General features: G+C 62.9%; 4 protein-coding genes. All 4 read right to left on the reverse strand.

Features of this window, described 5'->3' with window-relative positions; translation table 11 throughout:
* Window positions 1-11,763 carry a non-ribosomal peptide synthase/polyketide synthase gene (locus tag ACYZTZ_RS19220; RefSeq protein ID WP_461999388.1) on the reverse strand — a complete coding sequence of 3,921 codons (11,763 nt, stop codon included), beginning with the start codon at window positions 11,761-11,763 and terminating at the stop codon, window positions 1-3.
* Window positions 11,763-22,736 (reverse strand): non-ribosomal peptide synthase/polyketide synthase, encoded by a 10,974-nt coding sequence (locus ACYZTZ_RS19225; protein WP_461999389.1) that lies wholly within the window; start codon window positions 22,734-22,736, stop codon window positions 11,763-11,765. The genes ACYZTZ_RS19220 and ACYZTZ_RS19225 overlap by 1 nt, the downstream gene beginning before the upstream one ends.
* A gap of 253 nt (window positions 22,737-22,989) precedes the next feature.
* On the reverse strand, window positions 22,990-23,724 hold the full coding sequence (locus tag ACYZTZ_RS19230; protein WP_461999390.1) for a thioesterase II family protein: 735 nt from the start codon (window positions 23,722-23,724) through the stop codon (window positions 22,990-22,992).
* Window positions 23,725-23,892: 168 nt separating this feature from the next.
* Complete coding sequence (locus ACYZTZ_RS19235; protein WP_461999391.1) at window positions 23,893-25,065, reverse strand: MFS transporter; 1,173 nt, start codon at window positions 25,063-25,065, stop codon at window positions 23,893-23,895.
* Window positions 25,066-25,224 lie beyond the last annotated feature (159 nt).

Below are 25,224 nucleotides of genomic sequence, written 5' to 3' on the forward strand. Positions count from 1 at the left end.
TTAAGCGATGGCCAATCGGCGTTCCAACAGGTCTTCAAGCTCGTCGAGCAACTCATCACCGCGCAGCAACTCGTAGTGCCCGCCCGCCAACAAGCGATCAACGCCGTGGCTACCAACCTGGGCCTCGAACACCCGACGTTCGTCGTCGCGTTCGGCCACCCACCAGCGATGAGCCGTGACCTGAATCGCCGGCAGTTGCCGATGCACCAGCGCCAATTGCTTGAGGCGTGAGCCGGTGGCGAAGATCTGCGTGAGTTCCCCCGCGCCCAACGCAGCTTGCTCATTGGAGCCGTGCATGGCCGCCTCGATCACCGCCGTGGAACCCTCGCGCTCATTCAAATCAGCGGCTTTCAGCGCAATCAATGCCTGAGCCTCATCGGTCGGCAGACCGAGCACAAACTTCAGGAAGTCGCCCAGGTCCTCGCGCCAGTCCCCCGCTTCTGCGGTGCCCGCTACGTAACTGTCGACCAGCCCGGCAAACGCGACCGTTTCACCCTGGGCTTCCAGTTCGTGAGCGACCAGTTGCGTCAACGCCCCGCCCAATGACCAACCCAGCAAGTAATACGGCCCCTTGGCCTGCTGACTGCGAACCCGTTGCGCATAGGCCTGAGCCATGGCCAGCAGCGACTCGTCCTGCCACAGCGGATCAAGCAGCATCCGGCATTGCACGCCGTACACCGTGCGCCGGCCTTCCAGTCGACGGGCCAGCGGTTCGTAGTCGAACACCGTGCCGAAACCGGCGTGCAGGCAAAACAGCGCCGGCACGTTCGGGATCCGCGCATTCAGCGCCAGCAACGGGTCTGGTGCAGATGCCGGCTCGGCAGCCTGATAACCGCTGAGTTCGGCGATGCACGGCTTCTGCATCAAGTCGCGCAACTTCAATTCAAAGCCCAGTTGCGGCTGGCTGCGCACCCGCGAGATGACTTTGAGCACCTGCAACGAGTCGCCGCCGAGTTCGAAGAAGTTGTCATCGATGCCCACTTGCGGCACGCCCAGCACCTCTTGCCAGATCGCGGTCAGCGCCGTTTCCAGTGCGTTGCGTGGCGCGCGATAACCGCCGAGCGCCCATTCCGGCGTAGGCAGTGCGCGACGGTCGAGCTTGCCGTTGGCCGACAGCGGGAAGCGCTCCAGCACCATGATTCGCGCCGGCACCATGTAGTCCGGCAGTTGCGCTTGCAGTTCAGTCTTCAAGCGACGATCCAGCCCGACAGCACCGGCCGCCACCACATAACCCACTAACTGCTTACCGGTCGGCGTGTCGTGCACCACCACCGCGGCATCCTGCACCCCGGCGCAGTCGCGCAGACGAGCTTCGATTTCGCCCAGTTCAATGCGGAAACCTCGGATCTTCACTTGCTGGTCGAGACGCCCCAGGTAGTCGATCAACCCGCACTCGCGCTGGCGCACCAGGTCGCCGGTGCGGTACATGCGGCCACCGGCCTCGAACGGGTCCGGAATGAAACGCTCGGCGCTCATGCCGGGACGCTGGTGATAACCGCGCGCCAGGCATTCGCCGCCCAGGTACAACTCGCCGCTGACACCGACCGGTAACGGATTGAGGTCGGCATCCAGCACGTACAAACCACGCCCGGCCACACCACGACCAATCGGCGCATACGCCGCATCGCAGGTTTCGCTGACCTCGGCACGCCACAGCAGCGGCGTGACCACGGTTTCGGTCGGGCCGTAACCGTTGACCAGACGCTGCGGACGCAAGGCGCGTTTGACCTGCTCGAAACTGGCCTCCGGCACCGCATCACCGCCAAAGCAATACACCTCGACCGCCGGTGGATTGCCCAGACGTTCGGCGACTTCGGCCATCTGTTGCAGGTACGCCGGCGGGAAACAGGCCACGGTGACGGCATGACGCTGCAGCACTTCCAGGGTTTGCTCCGGCGTCCACAAACTGTCATCGCGGATCACCAGACTGCCGCCGGCCAACAGCACACTCAGCCAACGCTCCTGCGCACCGTCGAAGGCGAACGACATGAAGTGCAGCTCGCGGCTGCGCGGTGCCAGTTCGTAGAGCTCGATGATGCCGCGGCAATGCCGGGCAATCGGTCCGCGCGCCACGGCCACGCCTTTCGGTTGGCCGGTGGAACCGGAGGTGTAAATCAGGTACGCCAGATGCCCTGGCAGCGGATTGGCAACCGGACACTCGGTGTTGCCAGCAACGGACATCTGATCGAGCAACAGACGTGGCGGACTATCAGCCAGGGTCAGTCGTTCGCCCAGATCACTGTCGCAAAGCAACAGGCTGGCCGCAGAATCGCTCAACATATAAGCCAGCCGCTCGGCCGGGTACGCCAAGTCCAGCGGCAGATAAGCCGCCCCAGCCTTGAGCACCGCGAGGAACGCAACAATCGTGCGCTCGGAACGCGGCAATGCCACCGCTACCAGACTTTCCGGCCCGATGCCGCGACCAATCAGTTGCTGCGCCAGCCCATTGGCCTGCGCCTCAAGCTGTGCATAACTGACTTCCCGATCCTCGCAGTTCAAGGCGACTTTCTGCGGTTGCGTGCGCACGTGCTGATTGAACGCGTGCAACAAATCGACGTTATCGTCGGACACCTGCGGCAGACTCAAACGCGCCTCAGGCAAGCCAATGTTGCCAAGCAGGCGCGTGGCATCCTCCGGCAACGCACGCAGCAACCCTTCAAGCTGCGCACGAATCCGCTCAACTTCCACGTCACTGAAGCGATCACGCAGGAACAGGTATTCGACTTCCAGGCCTTCTTCATTGGCACTGACCATCAAGTCCATCGGGAAGTTGGTCACCCCGCCGCTGCCAACCTCGGCGAAGCGCAGCTCACCTTCCTCGCCCCCTTTCAAGGCACGGTCCACCGGATGGTTTTCGAACACGATGATGCTGTCGAACAAGCCCTGACCACCCTGCCCGGCCCAGCGCTGAATGTCCGACAACGGCGTGTGCTCGTAGTCGCGGACCATCAGGTTGTAATCCTGCAAGTCGCGCAGCCACTCACCCAACGGCTGTTGCGGATCAAGCGTCTGAATGACCGGCAAGGTGTTGATGAACAGCCCGAGCATGTCCTGCGCCCCGGCCAGCCCGGTCGGACGCCCCGCCACCGTGGCGCCGAACGCGACACTGCGTTGGCCGCTGTGACGTTGCAACAGCAACAGCCACGCGCCTTGCACCAGTGTGTTGAGGGTCACGCGCTGACGCTTGGCGAAGCTGTGCAGTTTGCGCGTCGCCTCGGCGTCGAGGTTGCTGTACATCACGCCGTGGCCGGAGCCTGTCGCACCGGAAGCCTTGGCCAGAATGGTCGGCTCTTCGAGCAACGCCAGACGCTCACGCCAGAAGCCTTCGGCCTGCGCACCGTCCTGTCGTTGCAGCCAGGCGATGTAGTCGGCGTAGCGACCGGTCAGGGTCGGCAGGCTGTCGTTGTGGTACAGGCGCAACATGTCGCCCAACAGGCGCGATGCACTCCAGCCATCCAGCAACAGGTGATGGTAGATCCAGATCATCTGGTAACGGTCGTCACCCAGGCGCACCAAGATGAAACGCATCAACGGCGGGCAGCTCAGATCGAACCCCTTGGCCTGTTCCGCAGCCGCCAGTTCACCCAGCGCCTGTTCTGTGTCGGTACGCTCGCGCCAGTCGAGTTCTTCGATCGGCAACTCGACATCGTCGAACACCGCTTGCAGCGGATCGGCCAAGCCATCGCGCCAGCGGAACGCCGCGCGCAGCACTTCATGACGTTCAACCAGAGTTTGCCAAGCGGCGCGGAAACGCGGCACCTGCAAGCCGTCTACCGCTACGCTCAACTGGTTGACGTAGGGGTTCAGCTCCGGTGAATCGAGGCAATGGAACAACATGCCTTGCTGCATCGGCGACAGCGGATACAGGTCTTGCAGACCTTCGCGAGCGGCGATGTCGATGTGCGGCACCAGCGCAAAAGCAGGGACTTTCGGCGCTTCAACCAACGCCGCTTCACGGCTGGTCGCCACCGCAGCGAGTGCCCGAATGGTCTGCTGCTCGAACAGTTGCTTCGGACTGAACACCAGCCCGCGCTGCCCGGCACGACTCACCGCTTGCAGGGAAATGATCGAGTCACCGCCCAGTTCGAAGAAGTTCTCGGTGACGCCCACCGACTCCAGCCCCAGCAGTTCCTGCCAGATCTCCACCAGCAATGTTTCGGCCGGCGACGCAGCGGCGACTTGATCGTGGTTCTGCCGGGTTGCTTCCGGCGCTGGCAGGCCTTGGCGATCAAGCTTGCCGTTCGGCGTCAGCGGCAACGCGGCCAGGCACATCAAATGCGCCGGCAGCATGTGCGCCGGCAGACGGCTGCGCAGGTGCAACGTCAGCGCTTCACGCAAATCGTGCTCGTCGGTGAGTGGATCGCGCGGCACCACGTAGCCAACCAACTGGCGGCTCACCGGGCCTTCGCGATCGATCACGAACGCTTCACGCACGCCTTCGTGTTCGAGCAGGCAGGCTTCGATTTCGCCGAGCTCGATACGGAAACCGCGAATCTTCACTTGCTGGTCGATACGGCCGAGGTATTCAACAACACCGTCAGCGCGGAACCGCGCGAGGTCGCCACTGCGATACAAACGCGCGCCCGGCACGAACGGATCCGGCACGAAGCGTTCAGCGGACAGGTCCGGACGTTGATGGTATCCACGGGCGACGCCCTCGCCGCCCAGGTACAACTCACCCGCCACGCCAACCGGCAACGGCTGCAAACCGCCGTCCAGAATATAGGCGCTGCGATTACCGACCGGCCGGCCAATCGGCATGAACGCCGAGTCGAATTCGGTATCCGGATACGCCAGCCAGATCAACGGCGTGATCACCGTTTCGGTCGGGCCGTAGCCGTTGATCAGGCGCTTCGGTTGCAGCACCTGCTGGACTTCATCGAACGCGTGCTTGGCCATGCCTTCGCCGCATGGGGTGTAGGAGCGGATCGGCAAATCGCGCCCCGCTTCGCCCATGAATTCGGCGATCTGGCCCAGATAGGTCGGGGTGAAGCAGGCGATGGTGATGCCGTGCTTTTCGATCTCGGCGCAGGTGCGCTCCACGCTCCACAACTCGTCGTCGCGGGGCATTACGGCCGAACCGAACACCAGTGGCGTCAACCAGCGCTCATGGGCGCCGTCGAAGCTGATCGAAGCAAATTGCAGCTCGCGATCGTCTGGGGTCATGCCGTACAACTCGCCGATCGACAGGCAATGCATGGCCAGCGGACCGTGGGCCACGCTCACGCCTTTCGGCCGCCCGGTGGAGCCCGAGGTGTAGATCAGGTACGCGAGGCTTTCACCGCAGGTCAGGTTGACCGGGTTGGTTTCCGACATTTGTTCCAGCGGCTCGCGGTCGATTTCCAAGACTGATAGGCCTTCCGGCAACGGCAGTTTTTCCCGCAGCCACGATTGGCTGATCAGCAGCGAAATGCCGCTGTCGTCCATCAAGTAACGCAGGCGTTCGGCCGGATAAGCCGGGTCCAGCGGCACGTACGCGCCGCCAGCCTTGAGGATCGCCAGCAGGCCAATGATCATTTCCGGCGAACGCTGCATCGCGAGGCCGACCCGCACTTCCGGGCCGATGCCCAGTGCACGCAGGCGATGGGCCAATTGGTTGGCGCGGCGGTTGAGTTGGTCGAAGCTCAATTCCAGGTCGTTGAAAATCAGCGCCGTGGCGTCCGGTCGGATGACGGCCTGAGCCTCGATCAACTGATGCACGCAGAGCGGGTTTTCCGCCGCGGTGAACGAGGGGTTCCACTCGACCAACTGTTGCGCGCGTTCCGGCGCGGTCAGCAGGTCCAGTTCACTCAATGCAGCCTGTGGCGCGGCGACCATCGCTGCCAGCAGCGCGGCCAAATGCTCGCTCATGCGGGCAATCGCCTCGGCGCTGAAGTGGCTGCACTGGTAGCTCCAGTTCAGGCTGAGCTGGCTTTCGGCAGTGGCCGCCAGCGTCAGCGGGAAGTTGGTGCGTTCGTGGTTCTGCGGGATCGAGAAGCTCAAACCGGCTGGCGCACCCTGTTGCAGGGCCGCGGCGACCGGGAAGTTTTCGAACACCAGCAGGCTGTCGAACAGCGGTTCACCGGCACGCCCGGCCCAGCGCTGAATGTCGCCGAGGGCGGTGAATTCATGCTCACGCAATTCCAGGTTCTGCGCCTGCAAACGGGTCAGCCACTGGCCGACGCTTTCAACCGCGTCCGGGCTGCTGATCACCGGCAAGGTGTTGATGAACAGGCCGAGCTGACTTTCAGCACCCGGCAAGTCCACCGGACGCCCGGCAACGGTCGCGCCAAACGCGACGCTGCGTTGACCGGTATAGCGTTGCAGCAGCAGTGCCCAGGCACCTTGGACCAAAGTGTTGAGGGTGACCTTTTGCTGACGGGAAAACTCACTGAAGCGTTTGCTGGTGGCAACATCGAAGGTCTGGCGGTGATCGGCGAATTCCGCCGTCGACAGGTTTTTACTGTCGCCATGGGCCAGGCTCTGGGCCAGCAAGGTGGGGTTGTCCAAGGTCGCCAATTGCTCGCGCCAGAACAGTTCGTCAGCCTGCGCATCCTGACGTTGCAGCCAGCCAATGTAATCGGCAAAACGCCCAATCGGCGCCTGCACTTTTTGCCCGGCATACCGCTGCAGGACTTCGCTCAACAGCAGCGAATTACTCCAGCCATCGAGCAGCAAGTGATGGTGGGTGTAGATCAGTTGCTGACGCTCATCGTCCAGTCGCACCAGGGTCAAACGCATCAACGGCGCGCCAGTCGAATCGAGTTGCAGGCGTTCTCTGTCGATCAGTTGAACCAACGCTTCGGCCTGATCGCTGCGGTTGCGCCAGTCGAGGCAGGTCATCGGCAATTGCAGGTGTCTATGCACCAACTGCACCGGCGCTTCGAAGCCGTCCGGGAAGTGGAAACTGCTGCGCAGGATCGGATGGGTGTCGAGCACCGCTTGCCATGCGCGGCCCAGCCGTTCGGCATCGAGCCCGCGGGCTTCGACGCTGAGCTGGTTCACGTAGGCGCCGGACTCGGATTCGTACAGGCTGTGGAACAACAAACCGGCCTGCATCGGCGACAGCGGATACAGGTCCTCGATTTGTGCTGGCGGCACTGGCAGACCATCGAGTTGCGCTTGAGTCAGACGCGCCAACGGGAAGTCCGCCGGGGTCACGCCGCCCGCGCCATCGCTCAGGCAATGGGCGATCAGCGCCAGCAACTCGCTGCGGAAATCCGCCGCCAGCGCTTCGATCTCGCGCAGGTCGAAGCATTCACGGCTGAAGGTCCAGTCCAGTTTCAGTTCGCCGCCATAGACCTGACCGTCCACCGACAACCAGTTCGGCAACGGTGCGTCAGCCGATTGCGCGGCACCGCTGGATTCGCGGGCCGGGGTGAACAGTGCGTCCTCGGCAAAACTCTGGTCGAACTGTCCGAGGTAGTTGAAGGTCACGCGTGCTTGCGGCAACGCGGCCAGCGCAGCTTGGCTCGCAGCATCGCCCATGTAGCGCAACAGGCCGTAACCCATGCCTTTGCCGGGGATCTCGCGCAGTTGCTGCTTGATCGCCTTGATCGAACCCGAAAGGTCGGCGGTCGGCGTCAGGCGCACCGGGAACAGGCTGGAGAACCAGCCGACGGTGCGGGTCAGGTCGATGTCGTCGAACAGCTCTTCGCGGCCATGGCCTTCGAGCTGAATCAGCGCCGAGGCATCGCCGGTCCAGCGGCTGAGGGTGCGGGCCAGCGCGGTCAGCAGCAGGTCGTTGACTTGCGTGCGGTAGATGGCCGGAGCCTGTTGCAGCAACTGGCGGGTCTGCTCGCGGTCAAGACCGATGCTGACGCCCTGACGCAAGTGCCCGGCCTGACTGGCTTGAGCGTTGGCGACTGGCAACCAATCATTGGCGACGCTCAGTTGCGCCTGCCACCAGCTCAGTTCGCCGGCAGCGGTTTCGGAACGTGCATAGGCGTCGAGTTTGTCGGCCCAGGCCTGGAAAGCGCTGGTCTTCGGTGGCAGCTCTTGCCCTTGATAGGCGGCCTGCAAATCTTCCAGCAACACCCGCCAGGACACACCGTCCACCGCCAAGTGGTGGATCACCAACAGCAACCGCTGCGAGCCGTCAGCTTGGGCGATCAACGCCACGCGCAGCAGCGGACCGTCTTGCAGACTGAGGCTGCGCTGGGCTTCGTCGCACACCGATTCCAGCGAGGCATCACTGGCCACGCGAGCGGTCCAGAGCATGTCGATCACATCGCAGCTGTCGGCCCCGACATACCGCGCCGACCATTGACCGTCGACCTGACTGAAGCGCAAACGCAGCGCATCGTGCTGCTTGAGCAGCCGTTGCAGCGCCGCTTGCAGACGTGGCAATTCGAGGGTTTCACGCGGCGTCAGCAACACGGCTTGGTTCCAGTGCGCGCGCTGCGGAATCGGCTCGTCGAAGAACCAACGCTGGATCGGCGTGAGTATTTGCACACCGTCCACCGGCCCTTGTTGCGCCAGCGGTGCCGCCTGCTCTTTGACCACGGCGGCCAGTGCTTGCAAGGTTTGCTGCTGGAACAGGTCGCGGGGTTGCAGGCTCAGACCGGCACGGCGGGCACGGCTGACCACTTGAATCGAAATGATCGAGTCGCCGCCCAGTTCGAAGAAGTTGTCCTGACGCCCGACCTGCTCCACGCCCAACACGTCCTGCCAGATCTGCGCCAGCACCTGTTCATGTTCGCTGCGTGGCGCTTCAAACGCGCGCTGACTGACTTGCGCGGTTGGCGCGGGCAGGCGTTTGCGGTCGAGTTTGCCGTTGGGGCTCAGTGGCATTTGTTCGATCAGCACGGTCTGCGCCGGCACCATGTAATCCGGCAGGCTGGCGAGCAAATGGCTTTTCAGGGTTTCGCGCCACGCGCCTTGCTGCTCGGCATCGGCGTCCAGCAGTGCGCGATTCTGCGGCACGAGGTACGCGACCAATTGCTTGCCGCTCGGGCCATCGAGGGCCAGCACCACGGCTTCCTGCACGTCCGCATGTTCTTGCAGGCGCGCTTCGATTTCGCCCAGTTCGATGCGCAAACCGCGAATCTTCACTTGGTGGTCGATACGCCCGCAGTAGTCGATGGCGCCATCAACGCGATAGCGCACCAGGTCACCGGTGCGGTACAGACGCTCGCCGCTGCCGAACGGATCGACCACGAAACGCTCGGCAGTCAGCGCGCCACGACGGTGATAACCGCGCGCCAGACCGACACCGCCCAGGTACAACTCGCCCACCGCGCCCAGCGGCAACGGTTGCAGTTCGCTGTCGAGGACGCAGGTGCGCAGGTTGGCAATCGGTCGACCGATCGGCACGCTGTCGCGCCCCTCTTCCACGCAAGTCCAGTGGGTCACGTCGATGGCCGCTTCGGTCGGGCCATACAGGTTGTAGAGATTGGCTCGCGGCAGGCTGCGCAGCGTCTGGCGTTGCAGCTCCATCGGCAGCGCTTCACCGCTGCAAATGATCCGTTGCAGCGAGGTGCAGGCCAGCGCTTCGTCGGCACCGATAAACGCCGAGAGCATCGACGGCACAAAGTGCAGCGTGGTGATCGCCTGTTCGACGATCAACGCGGCCAGACGTTGCGGATCACGATGCTCGCCCGGCGCGGCGATCACCAGAGTGGCGCCCTTCATCAGCGGCCAGAAAAACTCCCACACCGACACGTCGAAACTGAACGGCGTTTTCTGCAGCACGCGGTCGCTCGGCAGCAGGTTGTAGGCTTCCTGCATCCACTCCAGACGGTTATGCAGCGCCACATGGCGGTTGCCCGCACCCTTGGGTTTGCCGGTGGAACCGGAGGTGTAAATCACGTAGGCGAGGTTTTCTGCGATGGCCTGGTTGGGCAGATCGGTGCCCGGCAGATCGCTCAGCCAATCGGCTTCGCTGTGCAGGCACAAGGTGCGCACGTTGTCCGGGGTCGGCAGTTGCGCCAGCAGATGTTCCTGTGTCAGCAACAGCGAAATGCCGCTGTCCTCGATCATGTAGCTCAGGCGATCAATCGGGTATTCCGGGTCCAGCGGCACATACGCGCCGCCGGCCTTGAGAATGGCCAACAGGCCGACGACCATTTCAAACGAGCGGTCGCAGGCAATCCCCACCAGCACTTCCGGGCCAACGCCCTGGGCACGCAAGTGGTGGGCCAGACGGTTGGCACGCAAATTCAGCTCGGCGTAACTCAGGCTCTGGTTCTGGAACACCAGCGCTGTCGCCTCACCGTTTTCTGCCACGCGCGCTTCGAAATGGCGTTGCACGCAGACTTCGCCCGGATAGGTTTGAGCCGTGTCGTTCAGGTCATCGAGGATGCGCAGACGCTCGTCGGCGTTCAGCAATGGCAACTCGGCGAGCGGGCATTGCGGGTTCGCCAGCACACCGGCCAACAAATTGCGCCAGTGACGCGCTAAATGCTCGATGCGCTCAGCGTCGAACAAATCGGTGGCATACGTCAGGCTGGCGAACAGCTTGTCGCCCTCCTCCTGCGTGTCCAGTTGCAGGTCGAATTGCGTGGTGTGCGCCGTGGCGTTCATCGCTTCGACGCGCAGACCGGCGAGCAAACCGCTGACCGCCGCCGGTTTGGCTTGCTGGTGGTTGAACATCACCTGGAACAATGGGCTGTGGCTCAGGCTGCGTTCACCTTGCAGCGCCTGCACCAGACGCTCGAACGGCAAGTCCTGATAGTCCTGGGCATCCAGCGACGCGGCGCGGGTCTGGTCGAGCAATTGGCTGAATGGCAGACGTCCGTCCAGTTCAGCACGCATCACCTGAGTGTTGACGAAGAAGCCGATCAGGCCACGGGTTTCCGCGCGATTGCGGTTGGCAATCGGCACGCCAACGCGCAGGTCGGACTGACCGCTGTAGCGATAGAGCAAGGCCTGAAAACTCGCCAGCAACAGCATGAACGGGGTGACACCGCGCTGTTTGGCCAGGGTCATCAAGCCGCTGGCCAACGTGGCATCGAGGGCGAAATCCAGACGCGCACCGCGCTGGCTCGGCTGCGCCGGACGTGGACGGTCGGTGGGCAATTCCAGCAGCGGTTGTTCGCTACCCAGGGTCTCGCGCCACCAGTTGAGTTGACGCTCCAGCTCCCCCGCTTCCATCCAGCGGCGCTGCCACATTGCGTAGTCGGAATACTGGATCGGCAACGCTTCCAGCGCCGCGTTTTGCCCTTGGCAATGGGCGGCGTAGAGCCGGGAAAACTCTTCCACCAACACACCCATCGACCAGCCATCGGTGACGATGTGGTGCAGGGTCAGCAACAGCACATGGTCTTCGCCGTCGAGCTGCAACAGGCTGACCCGCAACAGCGGACCGTGCTGCAGATCGAACGGTCGGGCGATGTCCTGCTCAACCGCTTTCATGGCCAGATCGAGACGCTGTTCCTGAGGTTCACTGCGCAGGTCGATCTGTTCAATCGGCAGCGAGGTGAACCCGGCCAGCGTCTGAACCACCTGACCGTCGTCTTCGACGAAACGGCTGCGCAGGCTCTGATGCCGCTCCAGCAGCACATCGAAACTCTGCTGCAACGCCGCGACATTCAGCGGCCCGTGCAAGCGCAGCGCGGCTGGAATGTTGTACGCCGAGCTCTGCGGATCAAGCTGCCAGAGGAACCACTGACGCTGCTGCGCGTACGACAGTTCGAAGGTCGTTTGCGGCTCGGCAGCGGGCGGAATCGGCAGTTGGCCAAAGCTCACGCCCTGCTCTTGCATGCGTAACAGAAACTCGCGGCGCTTGTCAGCCGGCAGGCCGGCGAAGCGGGTGGCGATACGCTGGGCAGTAGTGTGTTCCATCAGTTGATCTCCATCTCGTCGAGAAGCGACTCAAGCGCATCAAGACGTGCATCGTTGTCAGCCGGGGCGTGTTGCCCGGCCATGGCGGCATAAGCCTGAAGGTCGGTGGATTCGAACAGCGCGCGCAGCGGCAGCTCGATGCCCAGTTCCAGTTCCACGCGGGCACTGGCCTGGGCGGCGAGCAACGAATGCCCGCCCAGTTCAAAGAAGTTGTCGCGGCGGCCGATCTGCGCCACGCCCAGCACGCTGGCCCAGATGTCGGCCAGTTGCCGTTCGAGATCGCCTTCGGGGGCTTCGAACGGGCGTTGCCATTCCTGGGCATCGGGCACCGGCAGGGCCTTGCGGTCGAGCTTGCCGTTGCCGGTCAGCGGCAAGGCGTCGAGCAGCAGCCAGTGACTCGGCACCATGTAATCAGGCAGATCCACCTTGAGGGCGGCGCGCAAGTTGTCGCGCCAGGCGATCGGGTCGTGCGGGGTTTGCTCGGCCACGACGTAGGCACAGAGCTGCGGGCAGCCGTCGCCGGCATGCACGCTCAGCACCGCTTGGCGCACGCCCGGTTGGGCCAGCAACGCAGCCTCGATTTCACCCAGTTCGATGCGGAAGCCACGGATCTTCACTTGCTGGTCGATCCGGCCGAGGTAATCGATGCTGCCGTCGGCACGCTGACGCGCCAGGTCGCCGCTGCGATAAAGGCGCTGCGAAGCCTCGAACGGGCTCGGCACGAAGCGCTCGGCAGTGAGGCCGAAACGGCCGTGATAACCGCGCGCCAGACCAGCGCCGGCGATGTACAACTCACCCGCCACACCCACCGGCACCGGTTGCAACTGGCTGTCGAGCAGGTACCAGCGCAGGTCGCGAATCGGCAGGCCGATCGGGCTTTGGGCCTTGCCGTCGAGGTCCGCCAGGCGGATCGCACGGTAGGTCACGTGCACCGTGGTTTCGGTGATGCCGTACATGTTGACCAGGGTTGGCTGCTGGTCGCCGAAGCGCTCGAACCATGGACGCAGGCTCGCGACTTCCAATGCTTCGCCGCCGAAAATCACCTGACGCAACGCCAGGTTTCGCTCGCTGGCGCAGGCAATCGGCAACAACTGGCGGAACGCGGTCGGGGTCTGGTTCAACACCGTCACGCCTTCATCACAGAGCAAGCGGTGAAACTCTTGCGGCTCGCGGCTGATGTAATACGGCACGATCACCAGACGCCCGCCGGTGCACAGCGAACCGAACAGCTCCCAAACCGAGAAATCGAACGCGTAGGAATGGAACAGCGTCCAGACATCGTTCGGGCCGAAGTTGAACTCGGCAGCGGTGGCGGTCAGCAAACGCCCGACGTTGCCATGGCTGAGCAATGCGCCCTTCGGCCGACCGGTGGAACCGGAGGTGTAGATCACGTAGGCGAGGTTTTCCGGGGTCGCCAGCGCTGGCAGGTTGTCGTCGCTGAAGGCCTCAAGTTGCAACGACTCCAGGCTCAGCACCTGCACGCCGTCGCGGGCCGGTAAACCGTCGATCAAGTGTTGTTGAGTCAGCAGCAACGTGATGCCGCTGTCTTCGATCATGTAGCTCAGGCGCTCGGCCGGGTATTGCGGGTCGAGCGGCACATAGGCGCCGCCGGCCTTGAGAATCGCCAGCAAGCCGACCACCAGCGGCATCGCCCGCTCGGTGGCGATGCCGACGCGCACCTCGGGGCCGACGCCCTGTTCACGCAGTTTGCGCGCCAGTCGGTTGGCCTGAGCGTTGAGCGCGGCGTAGGTCAGTTGCTCGCCTTCGTAGACCAGTGCGATTGCGTTCGGCCGTTCGGCCGCCTGGGCTTCGAACAAGTGGTGCAAGGTTGACGACGGCGGTTGCGCCTGGAACGCCGGGTTCCAGTGCTGGATCAGCGCATCGCGTTGCGGGGCTTGCAGCAACGGCAGTTCGGCGACGCGCTGCTGTGGATCGACGACCACCGCTCGCAGCAGGTTCAGCCACTGCTCGCCGAGGCGGTTCATCGACGCCTCGTCGTACAAATCAGTGGCGTAGGTCAGGCTGGCATCCAGCGCTTCGCCCTGCTCTTGAGTGTCGAGCACCAGATCGAATTGCGTGGTGTGTTGCTGCCAGTGCAGACGCTCGACCTGCAAGTCGGCGACGCTGCGTTCGACGCTCGCGCCCAACTGCTGTTGATGGTTGTAGAGCACCTGGAACAATGGGCTGTGATTGAGGCTGCGGTCCGGCTGCAAGGCGTCGACCAACTGCTCGAACGGCAAGTCCTGATTGGCCTGAGCGCCCAATGCCACGCGTTTGACCTGTTGCAGCAAGGCGCTGAAAGTCTGCTGCCCATCGATCTCGGCACGCAACACTTGGGTGTTGATGAAGAAGCCGATCAGGCCTTCGGTTTCCAGGCGCGAACGACCGGCACTCGGCACGCCGACGCTGACGCTCGACTGCCCGCTCTGGCGATGCAGCAAGGTCTGGAAACTTGCCAGCAACAGCATGAACAACGTCACCTGTTGTTCCTGGGCACGGTGACGCAAACCGGCGAGCAATTCGCGATCAACGTTCAGCACCAGGCTGGCGCCGCGCTCGGTGCGACGGGCCGGACGGGTCAGTTCACTCGGCAATGCCAGCGGTGCCTGGCTGCCATCCAGTTGCTCGCGCCACCACGCCAGTTGGCGTGCACCCTCCCCGGCCTCCAGCCAGTCACGCTGCCAGCGGGCGTAGTCGCTGTAGTTCACCGGCAGGCTCGACAGGTTCGCAGCCTTGCCTTCGACGGCCGCCTGATACAGCGCACTGAACTCATCGACCATGACCTGCATCGACCAGCCATCGGCAGCGATGTGGTGCACGGTGAGCACCAGCACATGTTCGTGAGTGTTCACTTGCAGCAGCAACACGCGCCACAGCGGGCCGTTGCGCAGGTCGAACGGACGGGCGATTTCTTCGGCTACGGCATTGTCGATCGACGACTGATCAAGTGTGCGTTCATCCAGTTGCAGCGCCAGATTGTCGTACAGCACCGGACGCGCCTGCAGACCATCTTGTTCGAAGGTCGTGCGCAGGGTTTGGTGACGGGCCTGCAATTGAGTGAAGGCTTCGCGCAGGGCTTCGCGGTTCAGCGTTCCCTTGAGGCGCAGCGCGGCGGGAATGTTGTAGGCCGAACTCTGTGGGTCCAGTTGCCAGAGAATCCATTGGCGTTGTTGGGCGTACGAAAGAATTTGTGGCTGATTGACCGCTGCACGTTGCAGGGACGGTTGGCCGCTGACGTTCGCCAGTGCTGCACGCTCGGCAAATTCCGCCAGATTCGCGGCGGAGAACAGACTGCTCACCGACAGTTCAAGCTGCAACTGCTGACGCACGCGAGAGATCACCTGAAGCACCAGCAACGAGTGTCCGCCCAGCTCGAAGAAGTTGTCGTCACGGCCCACGCGTTCGACCTGCAACACTTCCTGCCAGATCAGCGCGAGTTGCGTTTCCAGCCCTTCGACCGGGGCCACGAAGTCACGTTGTGCATCGCCGGCTTCAACGCGCGGCAAGGCTCTGCGGTCGAGTTTGCCGTTGTTGTTGAGCGGCAGTTTGGCCAGCAGGATCAGGTGATTTGGCACCATGTATTCAGGCAACGACTGGCGCAGAACGGCTTTGAGGCCTTCCAGATATTCCGTCTGAGAGGCTACCGCGGCGTTGGCCACGATGTACGCCACCAGTTGCGTACCGTCCTGAGCGATAACCGCCGCTTCGCGCACCTCCTCCCGAGCTTGCAGGCAGGCTTCGATCTCGCCCATTTCGATGCGGAAACCGCGGATCTTCACTTGATGGTCGATGCGGCCGACGTATTCCAGATTCCCTTCAGCGTTGTAGCGCGCCAGGTCGCCGCTGCGGTACAGCCGCGCGCCCGGCTCACGGGCGAATGGGTCTGGCAGGAAACGTTCAGCGGTCAGCGCCGGACGATCGAAGTAGCTCTGAGCGAGGCTGGCCGGCGCGCCGATGCACAGTTCACCGACGCCACCGTTTGGCAGCAGTTGACCGGCAGCGTCCAGTACATACAGCGCGCGACCGGCGATAGCACGACCGATCGGGATGCCGAACGCGTCGCTAGCATCTTCAAGTCGGCATTCATGAACGCTGGAAACCACCGTCGCCTCGGTCGGGCCGTAGGTGTTGAGCAATCGCACATGGCTCAAACCAGCCTGATGCCACAAGCGCAAACCTTCGACCGACATCGCTTCGCCGCCGACGTGAACCTGACGCAACTCACCGAGATTGCGTACCACACCGCTCGCGCATTCCCGGGCCAGCAAGTACCAGTAAGCCGCCGGCAAATCCGCCACGGTCACGCCTTGCTGGACGATTTCGGCGGCCAGTCGGCCGGCATCCCACACATCATCGCCGCGTATGATCAACGCCGCACCGACGCACAACGCCGGGAAACACTGCTCGACGAAGCCATCGAAACTGAAGGTCGCGAACTGCAACACGCGGTCCAACGCCGACAGCACCGAATAGTCGGCAGCGGTCTGGCAGAACTCGCGCAGCGCGGCATGGGCGATGGCCACGCCTTTTGGCTTACCGGTGGAACCGGAGGTGTAGATGACGTAGGCCAGATCGTCGGCGACCGCATGGTTTTGCGGATCGCTGTCGGGATAGTCGGCGCTGTCGTCAAGGCCGAGACGTCGCACGCCTGCCACATTTTCCAGCAGACCGGACTCGCACAGCAGCACGTCGAGGCGGCTGTCGTCGATCATGTACGCCAGGCGTTCAGTCGGGTATTTCGGGTCCAGCGGCACATAGGCCGCGCCGGTTTTGAGCACCGCCAGCAGGCTGACGATCAGTTGCGGACCACGGTTCAGCGCCAGGCCGACGCGCTTGCCGGGGCCGGCACCGTTTTCGATCAAGCGATGGGCCAGTCGGTTGGCCTGCGCGTTCAATTGGCCGTAGCTCAGGGATTGACCATCGACCAGCAATGCCATCGCGTCTGGGGTGGCGGCGGCCTGAGCAGCGATTTGTTCGTGTACCAAAAGCGTTGTGGATAACTGAACCGTGGCCGGTTGGCTGACTGCGAGCACAGCGGCTTTGCCATCGACATCGAGCAGTTCCAGCGCGCCCAATGCCGCGTCCGGCTGCGCCACCAGTTGCGTCAGCAGATGCTGCAGATTGGCCGACAACTCAGCGACCTGCGCCGCACTGAATCGCGCCGCGTCGTAGCTGAAGTCCAGGCTCAGTCCTTCGCCCAGTTCGATGCCCAGGGTCAGCGGATAGTGCGTGCGTTCGTGGTTGTGCAGGTTGCCGAACGACAATCCGGCCGGTGCGCCCTGTTTCAGCGCCTCGGCCACCGGGAAGTTTTCGAACACCAGCAGGCTGTCGAACAGCGCCGACCCCTGCTGCCCCGCCCAGCCCTGAATATCGTAAAGCGGCACATGCTCGAACTCGCGCATGGCCAGGTTCAGCCCTTGCAACTCGCCCAGCCATTGGCTGACGGTTTGATCTGGCTTCATCGCGCACACCAGCGGCAGCGTGTTGATGAACAGGCCGAGCTGCTCTTCGATGCCTGGCAGCGGAGCAGAACGCCCAGCGACCGTGGCGCCGAAAACAACGCAATCCTGACCGGTGTAGCGTTGCAGCAACAGGCTCCACGCCGCTTGCAGCAACGTGTTGAGGGTGACTTTCTGCTGACGGGCGAACTCGGCCAGGCGCTGGGTCGCACGGCTGTCGAGGGCGATGCGGTATTCCTCGCTACCCTCGGCACCCACCGGCGGCCGCAAGGCTTCGGCCAGCAACGTCGGCGCTTCCAGCGGTGCCAATGCCGCTTTCCAGAACTGCTCGCCAGAGACGGCCGATTGCTGCTGCAACCAGCCCAGATAATCGCGGTATTGCCCGGTCGGTGCCGGCAACGATTGCCCGGCGGCGTAGTGCTGGATCACTTCGGCCAGCAACTGTGCGTTGCTCCAGCCGTCCATCAAAATGTGGTGGCTGGTGTAGATCAGGTGCCAGTCATTGACGCCCGTGCGGACCAGTTTCAAGCGGAATAGCGGCGCACTGCCCAGTTCGAAACCCAGGGCACGTTCAGCGTCGGCCAGCGCATCGGTGTCGGTTGCTTCAAGCACTTCAAGCGGCAACGCTACGTTGCGGACAATCGCTTGATGCGCGGTGTCGAGACCTTGCCAGTGGAAGCTGCTGCGCAGGATGTCATGACGCTCCAGCGCGGTTTGCCAGGCGTCGGCAAAACGCTGAGGGTCGAGGCCCTGAATGTCCAGGCGCAACTGACTGATGTAAGCGCCGACTTCGGGTTCGTACAGGGTGTGGAACAGCATGCCCTGCTGCATCGGCGACAGTGGATATAGGTCTTCGAGGGTCGAAACAGCGACCGGCAGTGCATCGAGTTGCACCTGACTGATGCGCGCCAAAGGGAAGTCCGACGGTGTGGCTTGCGGCGCTTCAACGGCGCAGCAGTGATCGATCAGCGCGCTCAGTTCCAGCGCGTAATCGTCCGCCAGACGCTGGATGGTCGCGACGTCGAACATCTCGCGGCTGAAACCCCAGCTCAGCGACAACTCGCCGCCGTAGACCTGGCCTTCGACCGTCAGCCAGTTGCCCAGCGGTGCCGATGGATCTTGCGCGATACCGTTGCCTTCTGTGGACGGCACAAACATCGCCGCATCGTCGAACTGACGGTCGAACTGCCCCAGATAATTGAAGGTGATACGCGGTTGCGGCAACGCCGCAAGTTCGGCGCGAATCGCCGGTGTGCCGAGGTAGCGCAACGCGCCATAGCCCAGGCCTTTGTCCGGCACGGCACGCAGTTGTTCTTTGATGGATTTGATCGACGCGCCGAGATCGCTGGATGGCATCAGGTTGACCGGGAACAGGCTGGTAAACCAGCCGACGGTGCGGGTCAGGTCGATGTCGTCGAACAGGTCTTCACGGCCATGGCCTTCAAGCTGAATCAGCGTGCTGCCCTGCCCGCTCCAGCGGCAAACCGCGCGAGCCAGCGCGGTCAGCAGCAGGTCGTTGACCTGGGTGCGATAGGCCGCCGGGGCCTGTTGCAGCAGTTTGCGGGTTTGCTCAGCGTCGAGTTTGAGTTCGAGTTTTTGTTCGAAGCGGTTTTCGAGTGCGCCGGTTGGGCGGTCGCACGGCAGATCGCTCGGCGCGTTTTTCAGTTGGGTCTGCCAGTGTCCGAGGCTGTTTTCAAAGACTGGCAGATGATCCTGCAAGCGAGCGACCCAGCGTTGATAGCTGCTGGTTTTCGCCAGCGACACATTACCGCCGCTGTAGAACTGCTGAAGGTCTTCGAGCAACACGCGCCAGGAAACACCGTCCACCGCCAGGTGATGAATGACCAGCAGTAAACGCTGAGTTGCGTCGGCCATCGTCACCAACAGCGCGCGCATCAGCGGGCCGTTCTGCAAATCGAGGCTGCGCTGGGCTTCATCGCACAGGGCGTTGAGCTCTTCGAGCGATTGCGCCTGACGTTGCCACAACACCGACTCCGTGGTCGGCGCGGCATAGGTTTGTTTCCAACCTTCGGCGGTCTGTTGGTAGCGCAAGCGCAAGCTGTCGTGATGGGTCAGCAATTGCTCAAACGCGCGATCCAGCGTCTCGACGTTCAACGCTTCACGCGGCACCAGCAGCAGCGACTGGTTCCAGTGCTGACGCTCAGGGATGGCGTGTTCGAAGAACCACTGTTGCACCGGTGCCAACGCCACCGCACCAACCGCTGGACCTTGATCAATCAATGGCTGCTCACCGCTGCGGGCGACCTGGGCCAGGCTGCGGATAGTCTGGTGCTGGAACAGGTCTTTGGGGCTCAACACGATCCCGGCCTGACGCGCGCGGCTGACCACTTGCATGGAAACGATGGAGTCGCCGCCCAGTTCGAAGAAGTTGTCTTCAAGACCCACATTTTTGATGGCCAACACGTCCTGCCAAATCGCTGCCAGTGACTTTTCCATCGCAGTGCGCGGCGCGACGTGTTCGCGTTGTTGCTGCGAGCCGTCAATCGCTGGCAAGGCCCTGCGGTCGAGTTTGCCGTTGGGGGTCAGTGGCAACTGTTCGAGGAACAGCAGGAACGCCGGGACCATGTAGTCCGGCAGGTGTTGGCGCAGCGCGGTTTTCAAGGTTTCACGCTGGGTCGCTTGAGCGTCGATGTCGTCCAGTAGCGATGGATCGGTCGGCACGATGTACGCGACCAGTTGCTGACCGTTGACGCCGTCCTGCGCCAGCACCGCCAGTTCGCGCACGGCGTCCTGCTGCAACAGTCGCGCTTCGATTTCACCGAGTTCGATGCGGAAACCGCGGACCTTGACCTGATGGTCGATACGACCGACGTATTGCAACGTGCCGTCGGCCTGATAACGGGTCAGGTCGCCGGTGCGGTACAGGCGTTCGCCAGTGTTGGAGAACGGGTTCGGCACGTATTTTTCGGCGGTCATGCCCGGACGCGCCAGGTAACCACGGGTGATGCCGGCGCCAGCCAGGTACAGCTCGGCGGACACGCCTTGCGGCACCGGTTGCAGGTCAGCGTCCAGCAAGTAGCTGGCGGTGTGTTTCAGGGGTCGGCCGATGTTTGCGCGGCCAGCGGCCTCGCGGCGGGTCCAGGTCGAATAGGTGGTGTCTTCGGACGGGCCGTACAAATCGTAGACATGCTCGACCGTCGACTGCTGATACAACGCGTCCACCAGGCTCTGCTTCAACGGCTCACCGGCGAGGTTGATGATGCGCACGCCCGACGGAATCTGCCTGTCGCGCTGCAACGCATTGATCGCTGACGGCACGGTGTTGATCAGGCGCACCTGATCCCGGGCCGGTAGCTGCGGCAATTCCAGGGCATTGCGGGCGATGATCACCGAGCCGCCGTTGGCCAGCGTGACAAACAGCTCCCACACCGACAGGTCGAAGCACACCGACGTCGAGGCCAGCACCCCTTGGATGTCTTCGCGGCTGTAGACCGATTTCGACCAGTCGGTCAGCGCCAGTACGTTGCGGTGGGCGATGGCCACGCCTTTGGGTTTGCCGGTGGAGCCGGAGGTGTAGATCACGTAGGCGAGGTTGTCTGGTGTGACGCGAGTCATCGGCGCACTACTTGGATAAGCGGTCCACTCCGTATAGTCCATCAGCAACACTTGCGTATCAGCCGGCACGTTCAATGTTGCGGCGACAGCCTGTTCAGTAAGAAGCACCAGGGCGCCGCTGTCTTCGAGCATGTAGGCAACGCGTTCGGCCGGGTAATCCGGGTCCAGCGGCACATAAGCGCCGCCCGCCTTGAGCACCGCCAGCAGCGCCACCAACAGGTTGTCGGAACGTTGCATCGCCACGCCAACCCGGACCTCCGGGCCCACGCCCAGTTCGATCAACCGATGTGCCAGACGATTGGCCTGATGGTCTAGTTCGGCGTAGGTCAGCTGTTTGGCGGCGAAGGTCACCGCCAGCGCAGTCGGGTTCGCGGCGACTTGCTGGCTGATCAGCTCATGAATGCACAGGTCCTGCGGGAAGCTTTCGTCAGCGCGGTTCCAGTCATGCACGATGCGTTGAAATTCGGCGCTCTCCAGCAATGGCAAATCACTGATGCGCTGCTGCGAATCACTGACCATGCCCTGCAACAAATGCCTCCAGTGTTGCGCCATGCGCGCGATGGTCGCTGCGTCGAACAGGTCGTTGGCGTAGGTCAGCGCGGCGTGCAGCTTGCCGCCCTTTTCATAGGTGTCGAGGGTCAGATCGAATTGAGTGGTGCGCCCTTCCCACTCGATCACGCCCAGCGCCAGACCGGACGCGGTGCTGACCGTGGAAATGTCCGCGACCTGCGGCTGGTGGTTGTACATCACCTGGAACAGCGGCGTGTGACTGAGACTGCGTTCCAGTTTCAGCGCCTCGACCAGGCGCTCGAACGGCAAGTCCTGATGGGCCTGGGCACCGAGGGCGGTTTCCTTGATCGCATGCAGCAAATCGTCGACGCGGGTCTGGCCGTCGAGCTGGGTGCGCAGCACCTGGGTGTTGACGAAGAAGCCGATCAGGCCTTCGATCTCGGCGCGGTTGCGGTTGGCGATCGGCACGCCGACGCGGATGTCGGTCTGCCCGGTGTAGCGATGCAGCAGCGCGTTGAAGGCGCCGAGCAACAGCATGAACAGGGTGATGTTGTGCTTCTGCGCCGTCGCTCGCAGTTGCTCGGCCAACTGACCGTCGACGGCGAACTCGTAACGGGTGCCGCGATAGCTCGGCATCGCCGGGCGCGGGTGATCGGCGGGCAGTTCCAGCACCGGGTGTTCGTCGCCCAGTTGCGCCTGCCAGTAGTCGAGTTGACGCGCCTGCTCGCCCGCCTCCAGCCAGCGACGTTGCCACAACGCATAGTCGCTGTACTGGATCGGCAATGGCGCGAGTTGCGGTTGTGCGCCCGCCTCAAAGGCGTCGTAGCAACGGATGAATTCGTCGATCAGCACGTTCATCGACCAGCCATCGGAAACGATGTGGTGCAGGGTCAATAGGAGGACGTGTTCCTGCTCGGCGAGTTTGAGCAAGGTGACGCGCAGCAATGGGCCGGTTGCCAGATCAAACGGCAGCACGGATTGCTGTTCGGCCGCTTGGGCAACGGACCTTTCGCGCTCCGTGGCCGGTAATGCGCTGAAATCCACATGATCGATGACAAACGGCGCGCTGGCCGGCACTTGCAGCAAGGCGTCGTCGGCCTGGCTCTGGAACACGGTGCGCAGGGTTTCGTGACGTTCAACGAGGCTGACGAACGCTTGCTCCAGCGCGGACAGGTTCAACTGCCCGGTCAGACGCACCGCGCCCGGCAGGTTGTACGCGCCGCTTTGCGGGTCCAGCTGCCAGAGAAACCACATGCGCTGCTGGGCGTACGACAACGCCTGGCGATCTTCGGCTTCGACGCCGGCAGGAATCGGAAACCGGGCGAAATCAACGCCTTCCTTTTGTAAGGCCGCAAGGAACATCTGGCGCTTTTCCAGGGGCAACCCGATAAACCGGCGAGCAAGTTTCAAGGAGTCTTCAGCATTCATTTCTTAGCATCCGGATCAGTGGCGGGAAGCACAAAGGCACGTCGTCCCTATAAAACGAATGCAGACCGGAAAAATTAGCGAATGAGAACAAGTATCAGAGCGGCGGTGGATCGCGGTCTGCGGGCCGCCAAAAATCATTGTGGGAGCGAGCCTGCTCGCGAAGGCGGTCCATCATTCAGCATTGATGTTGAATGACCTGCCGCTTTCGCGAGCAAGCCCGCTCCCACAGGGTTGAGGTGATGTTGAGATTGGGTCAGGCGCTGACGGCCATGGCATGCCGCCGATGGTGAACTTCCAGCTGGTCCTTGATCACCCGCAACACCTTGGCTTCGTGCTCATGGATAAAGAAGTGTCCGCCAGCGAGCATGTCCACCGAAAAGCTACCGTGGGTTTCCTTGCTCCAGCCGATCAGCTGCTCAGTGGTGGCACGATCAGCCTTGCCGCCAAGCACATGAACCGGGCACTTGAGCAAGGGGCGCTGCTGCGGCTCGAAACGTCCGCACAATAGAAAGTCCGCGCGCAGCACTGGCAGCGTCAGGCTCATCAGTTCTTCGTTGGCCAGCACCTCTTCACGGGTGCCGTTGAGGGTGCGCAATTGCTCGATCAATTCGGCATCGGTTTTGGGCTCGGCGAAACCCCGGTCATAGTCGGCACGCAGGGTCGGTGCGGCGGTGCCCGAAGCGAACAGCGCCACCGGTTCCGGACAGCCCAGCGAGCGAAACGCATGAGCCATCTCACAGGCGAGCAACGCGCCAAGGCTATGGCCAAATAGCGCATACGGCGTCTTGAGCGTGGCTTTTTGCTCCTGCGCGAGTTGCAGCGCCAGGCGCCGCATGTCGGTGTGCAAGGGTTCGCCAAACCGGGCGCCACGTCCTGGGAGTTCCACGGGTTGCAGCTTGAGCCACTCCGGTAGCTTGCGCCGCCAGCGGCTGTAGACCATGGCACTCGCGCCCGAATAAGGCAGGCAGAGCAATGTCAGCTGGGTCACCGGGCTTACCTCGAAAGTTGTCTGTTAAGAGAACGGATGAGGCAGTACCTGAATTAGTCGAAGATCCAAATGTGGGAGCGGGCTTGCTCGCGAATGCGGTGTGTCAGTCAACGTTGATGTTGTTTGACCCACCGCATTCGCGAGCAAGCCCGCTCCCACATTTAGTCATCATTTCAAGTGGCGGAAGCTTTGCACCGCAGAACCGAGGACCACGGCGCCAGCCGCAATCGCCACCCAGAACCCGCTGCGCGCGCCGAACGCATCCACCAGCCACCCGGAACTGGCCGCACCGATCGCCACGCCAATGCTCAACCCGGTCACCAGCCAGGTCAGGCCTTCTGTGAGTTTGGCCGGCGGCACGATGCGCTCCACCAACGCCATCGCCACAATCAGGGTCGGCGCAAAGAACAACCCGGCGACAAACACCGCCAGCGACAGTCCGAGAATGTTCGTCGCCAGCAGCAACGGCAGCGTGGTCACCGCCGTCGCCACTCCGCCGTACAGGAACAGTTGCGGCAACGGCAGTTTCGAGCGCAACGCCCCGAACGCCAGCCCGGCCAGGCACGAGCCGATGGCATACACCGACAACACAATGCTCGCCGCCGCCGGCTGGCCCTGCTGCTGGGCGAACGCCACGCTGACCACATCCACCACACCGACGATGGTGCCCATGGCGACCATCAACAGCATCAGCAACTGAATCTCGCTGGAACGAATGATCGAGGCCTGATGATGGTCTTCATGGGGATGAATCGCTGGCTCGGTGTCACGTTGCAGCACAAACGCCGTCACCCCGATCGCCAGCATCAGCAACGCCGCCAACGGCCCCGCCTCGGGGAACGCCACCACGCACAACCCCACCGACAGTGGCGGCCCGACAATAAAACAGACCTCGTCCAGCACCGACTCCAGCGCATAGGCGGTTTGCAGCTCAGGCTGGCCGCGATACACCTCGGTCCAGCGCGCCCGCACCATCGCCGACATGCTCGGCATGCAGCCGGCCAGCGCGGCGAATACAAACAACGTCCACTGCGGCGCCTGCAAGCGAGTGCAAAGCAACACCAGCAACAACGCTCCGCCACCGATCAACGCCGAGACTGGCAAGATCCGACGCTGCCCGAAGCGGTCCACCAGCCGCGAGACTTGCGGCGCGCAAAACGCCGTGGCCAGGGCAAACGTGGCCGCCACTGCGCCAGCCAGTCCGTAGCCACCCTGCAGCTGCGAGAGCATGGTGATCAGGCCGATGCCGGTCATGGAAATCGGCATGCGCGCGATCATCCCGGCCAGCACAAAAGCGCTGCTGCCTGGGGCTTTGAACAGCTCTCGGTAGGGGTTTGCCATAGGTGCGGGTCTCAACAAGGGCCTGCAAGTTGCCATAAACGCGGGTTGAGGGGAAAGCAGGCAATTGTTGGTTGAATGTGAAGGCCTTGAAGATCAAAAGATCGCAGCCTTCGGCAGCTCCTACAGGAGACCGCGTACCAAATGTAGGAGCTGCCGAAG

This window comes from Pseudomonas sp. LB3P58, assembly GCF_054897895.1.

Bases quoted from the DNA above. Each gene is read 5' to 3' on its own strand.
- ACYZTZ_RS19220 (WP_461999388.1), bottom strand. From the start codon at position 11,763: ATGGAACACACTACTGCCCAGCGTATCGCCACCCGCTTCGCCGGCCTG.
- ACYZTZ_RS19225 (WP_461999389.1), bottom strand. From the start codon at position 22,736: ATGAATGCTGAAGACTCCTTGAAACTTGCTCGCCGGTTTATCGGGTTG.
- ACYZTZ_RS19235 (WP_461999391.1), bottom strand. From the start codon at position 25,065: ATGGCAAACCCCTACCGAGAGCTGTTCAAAGCCCCAGGCAGCAGCGCT.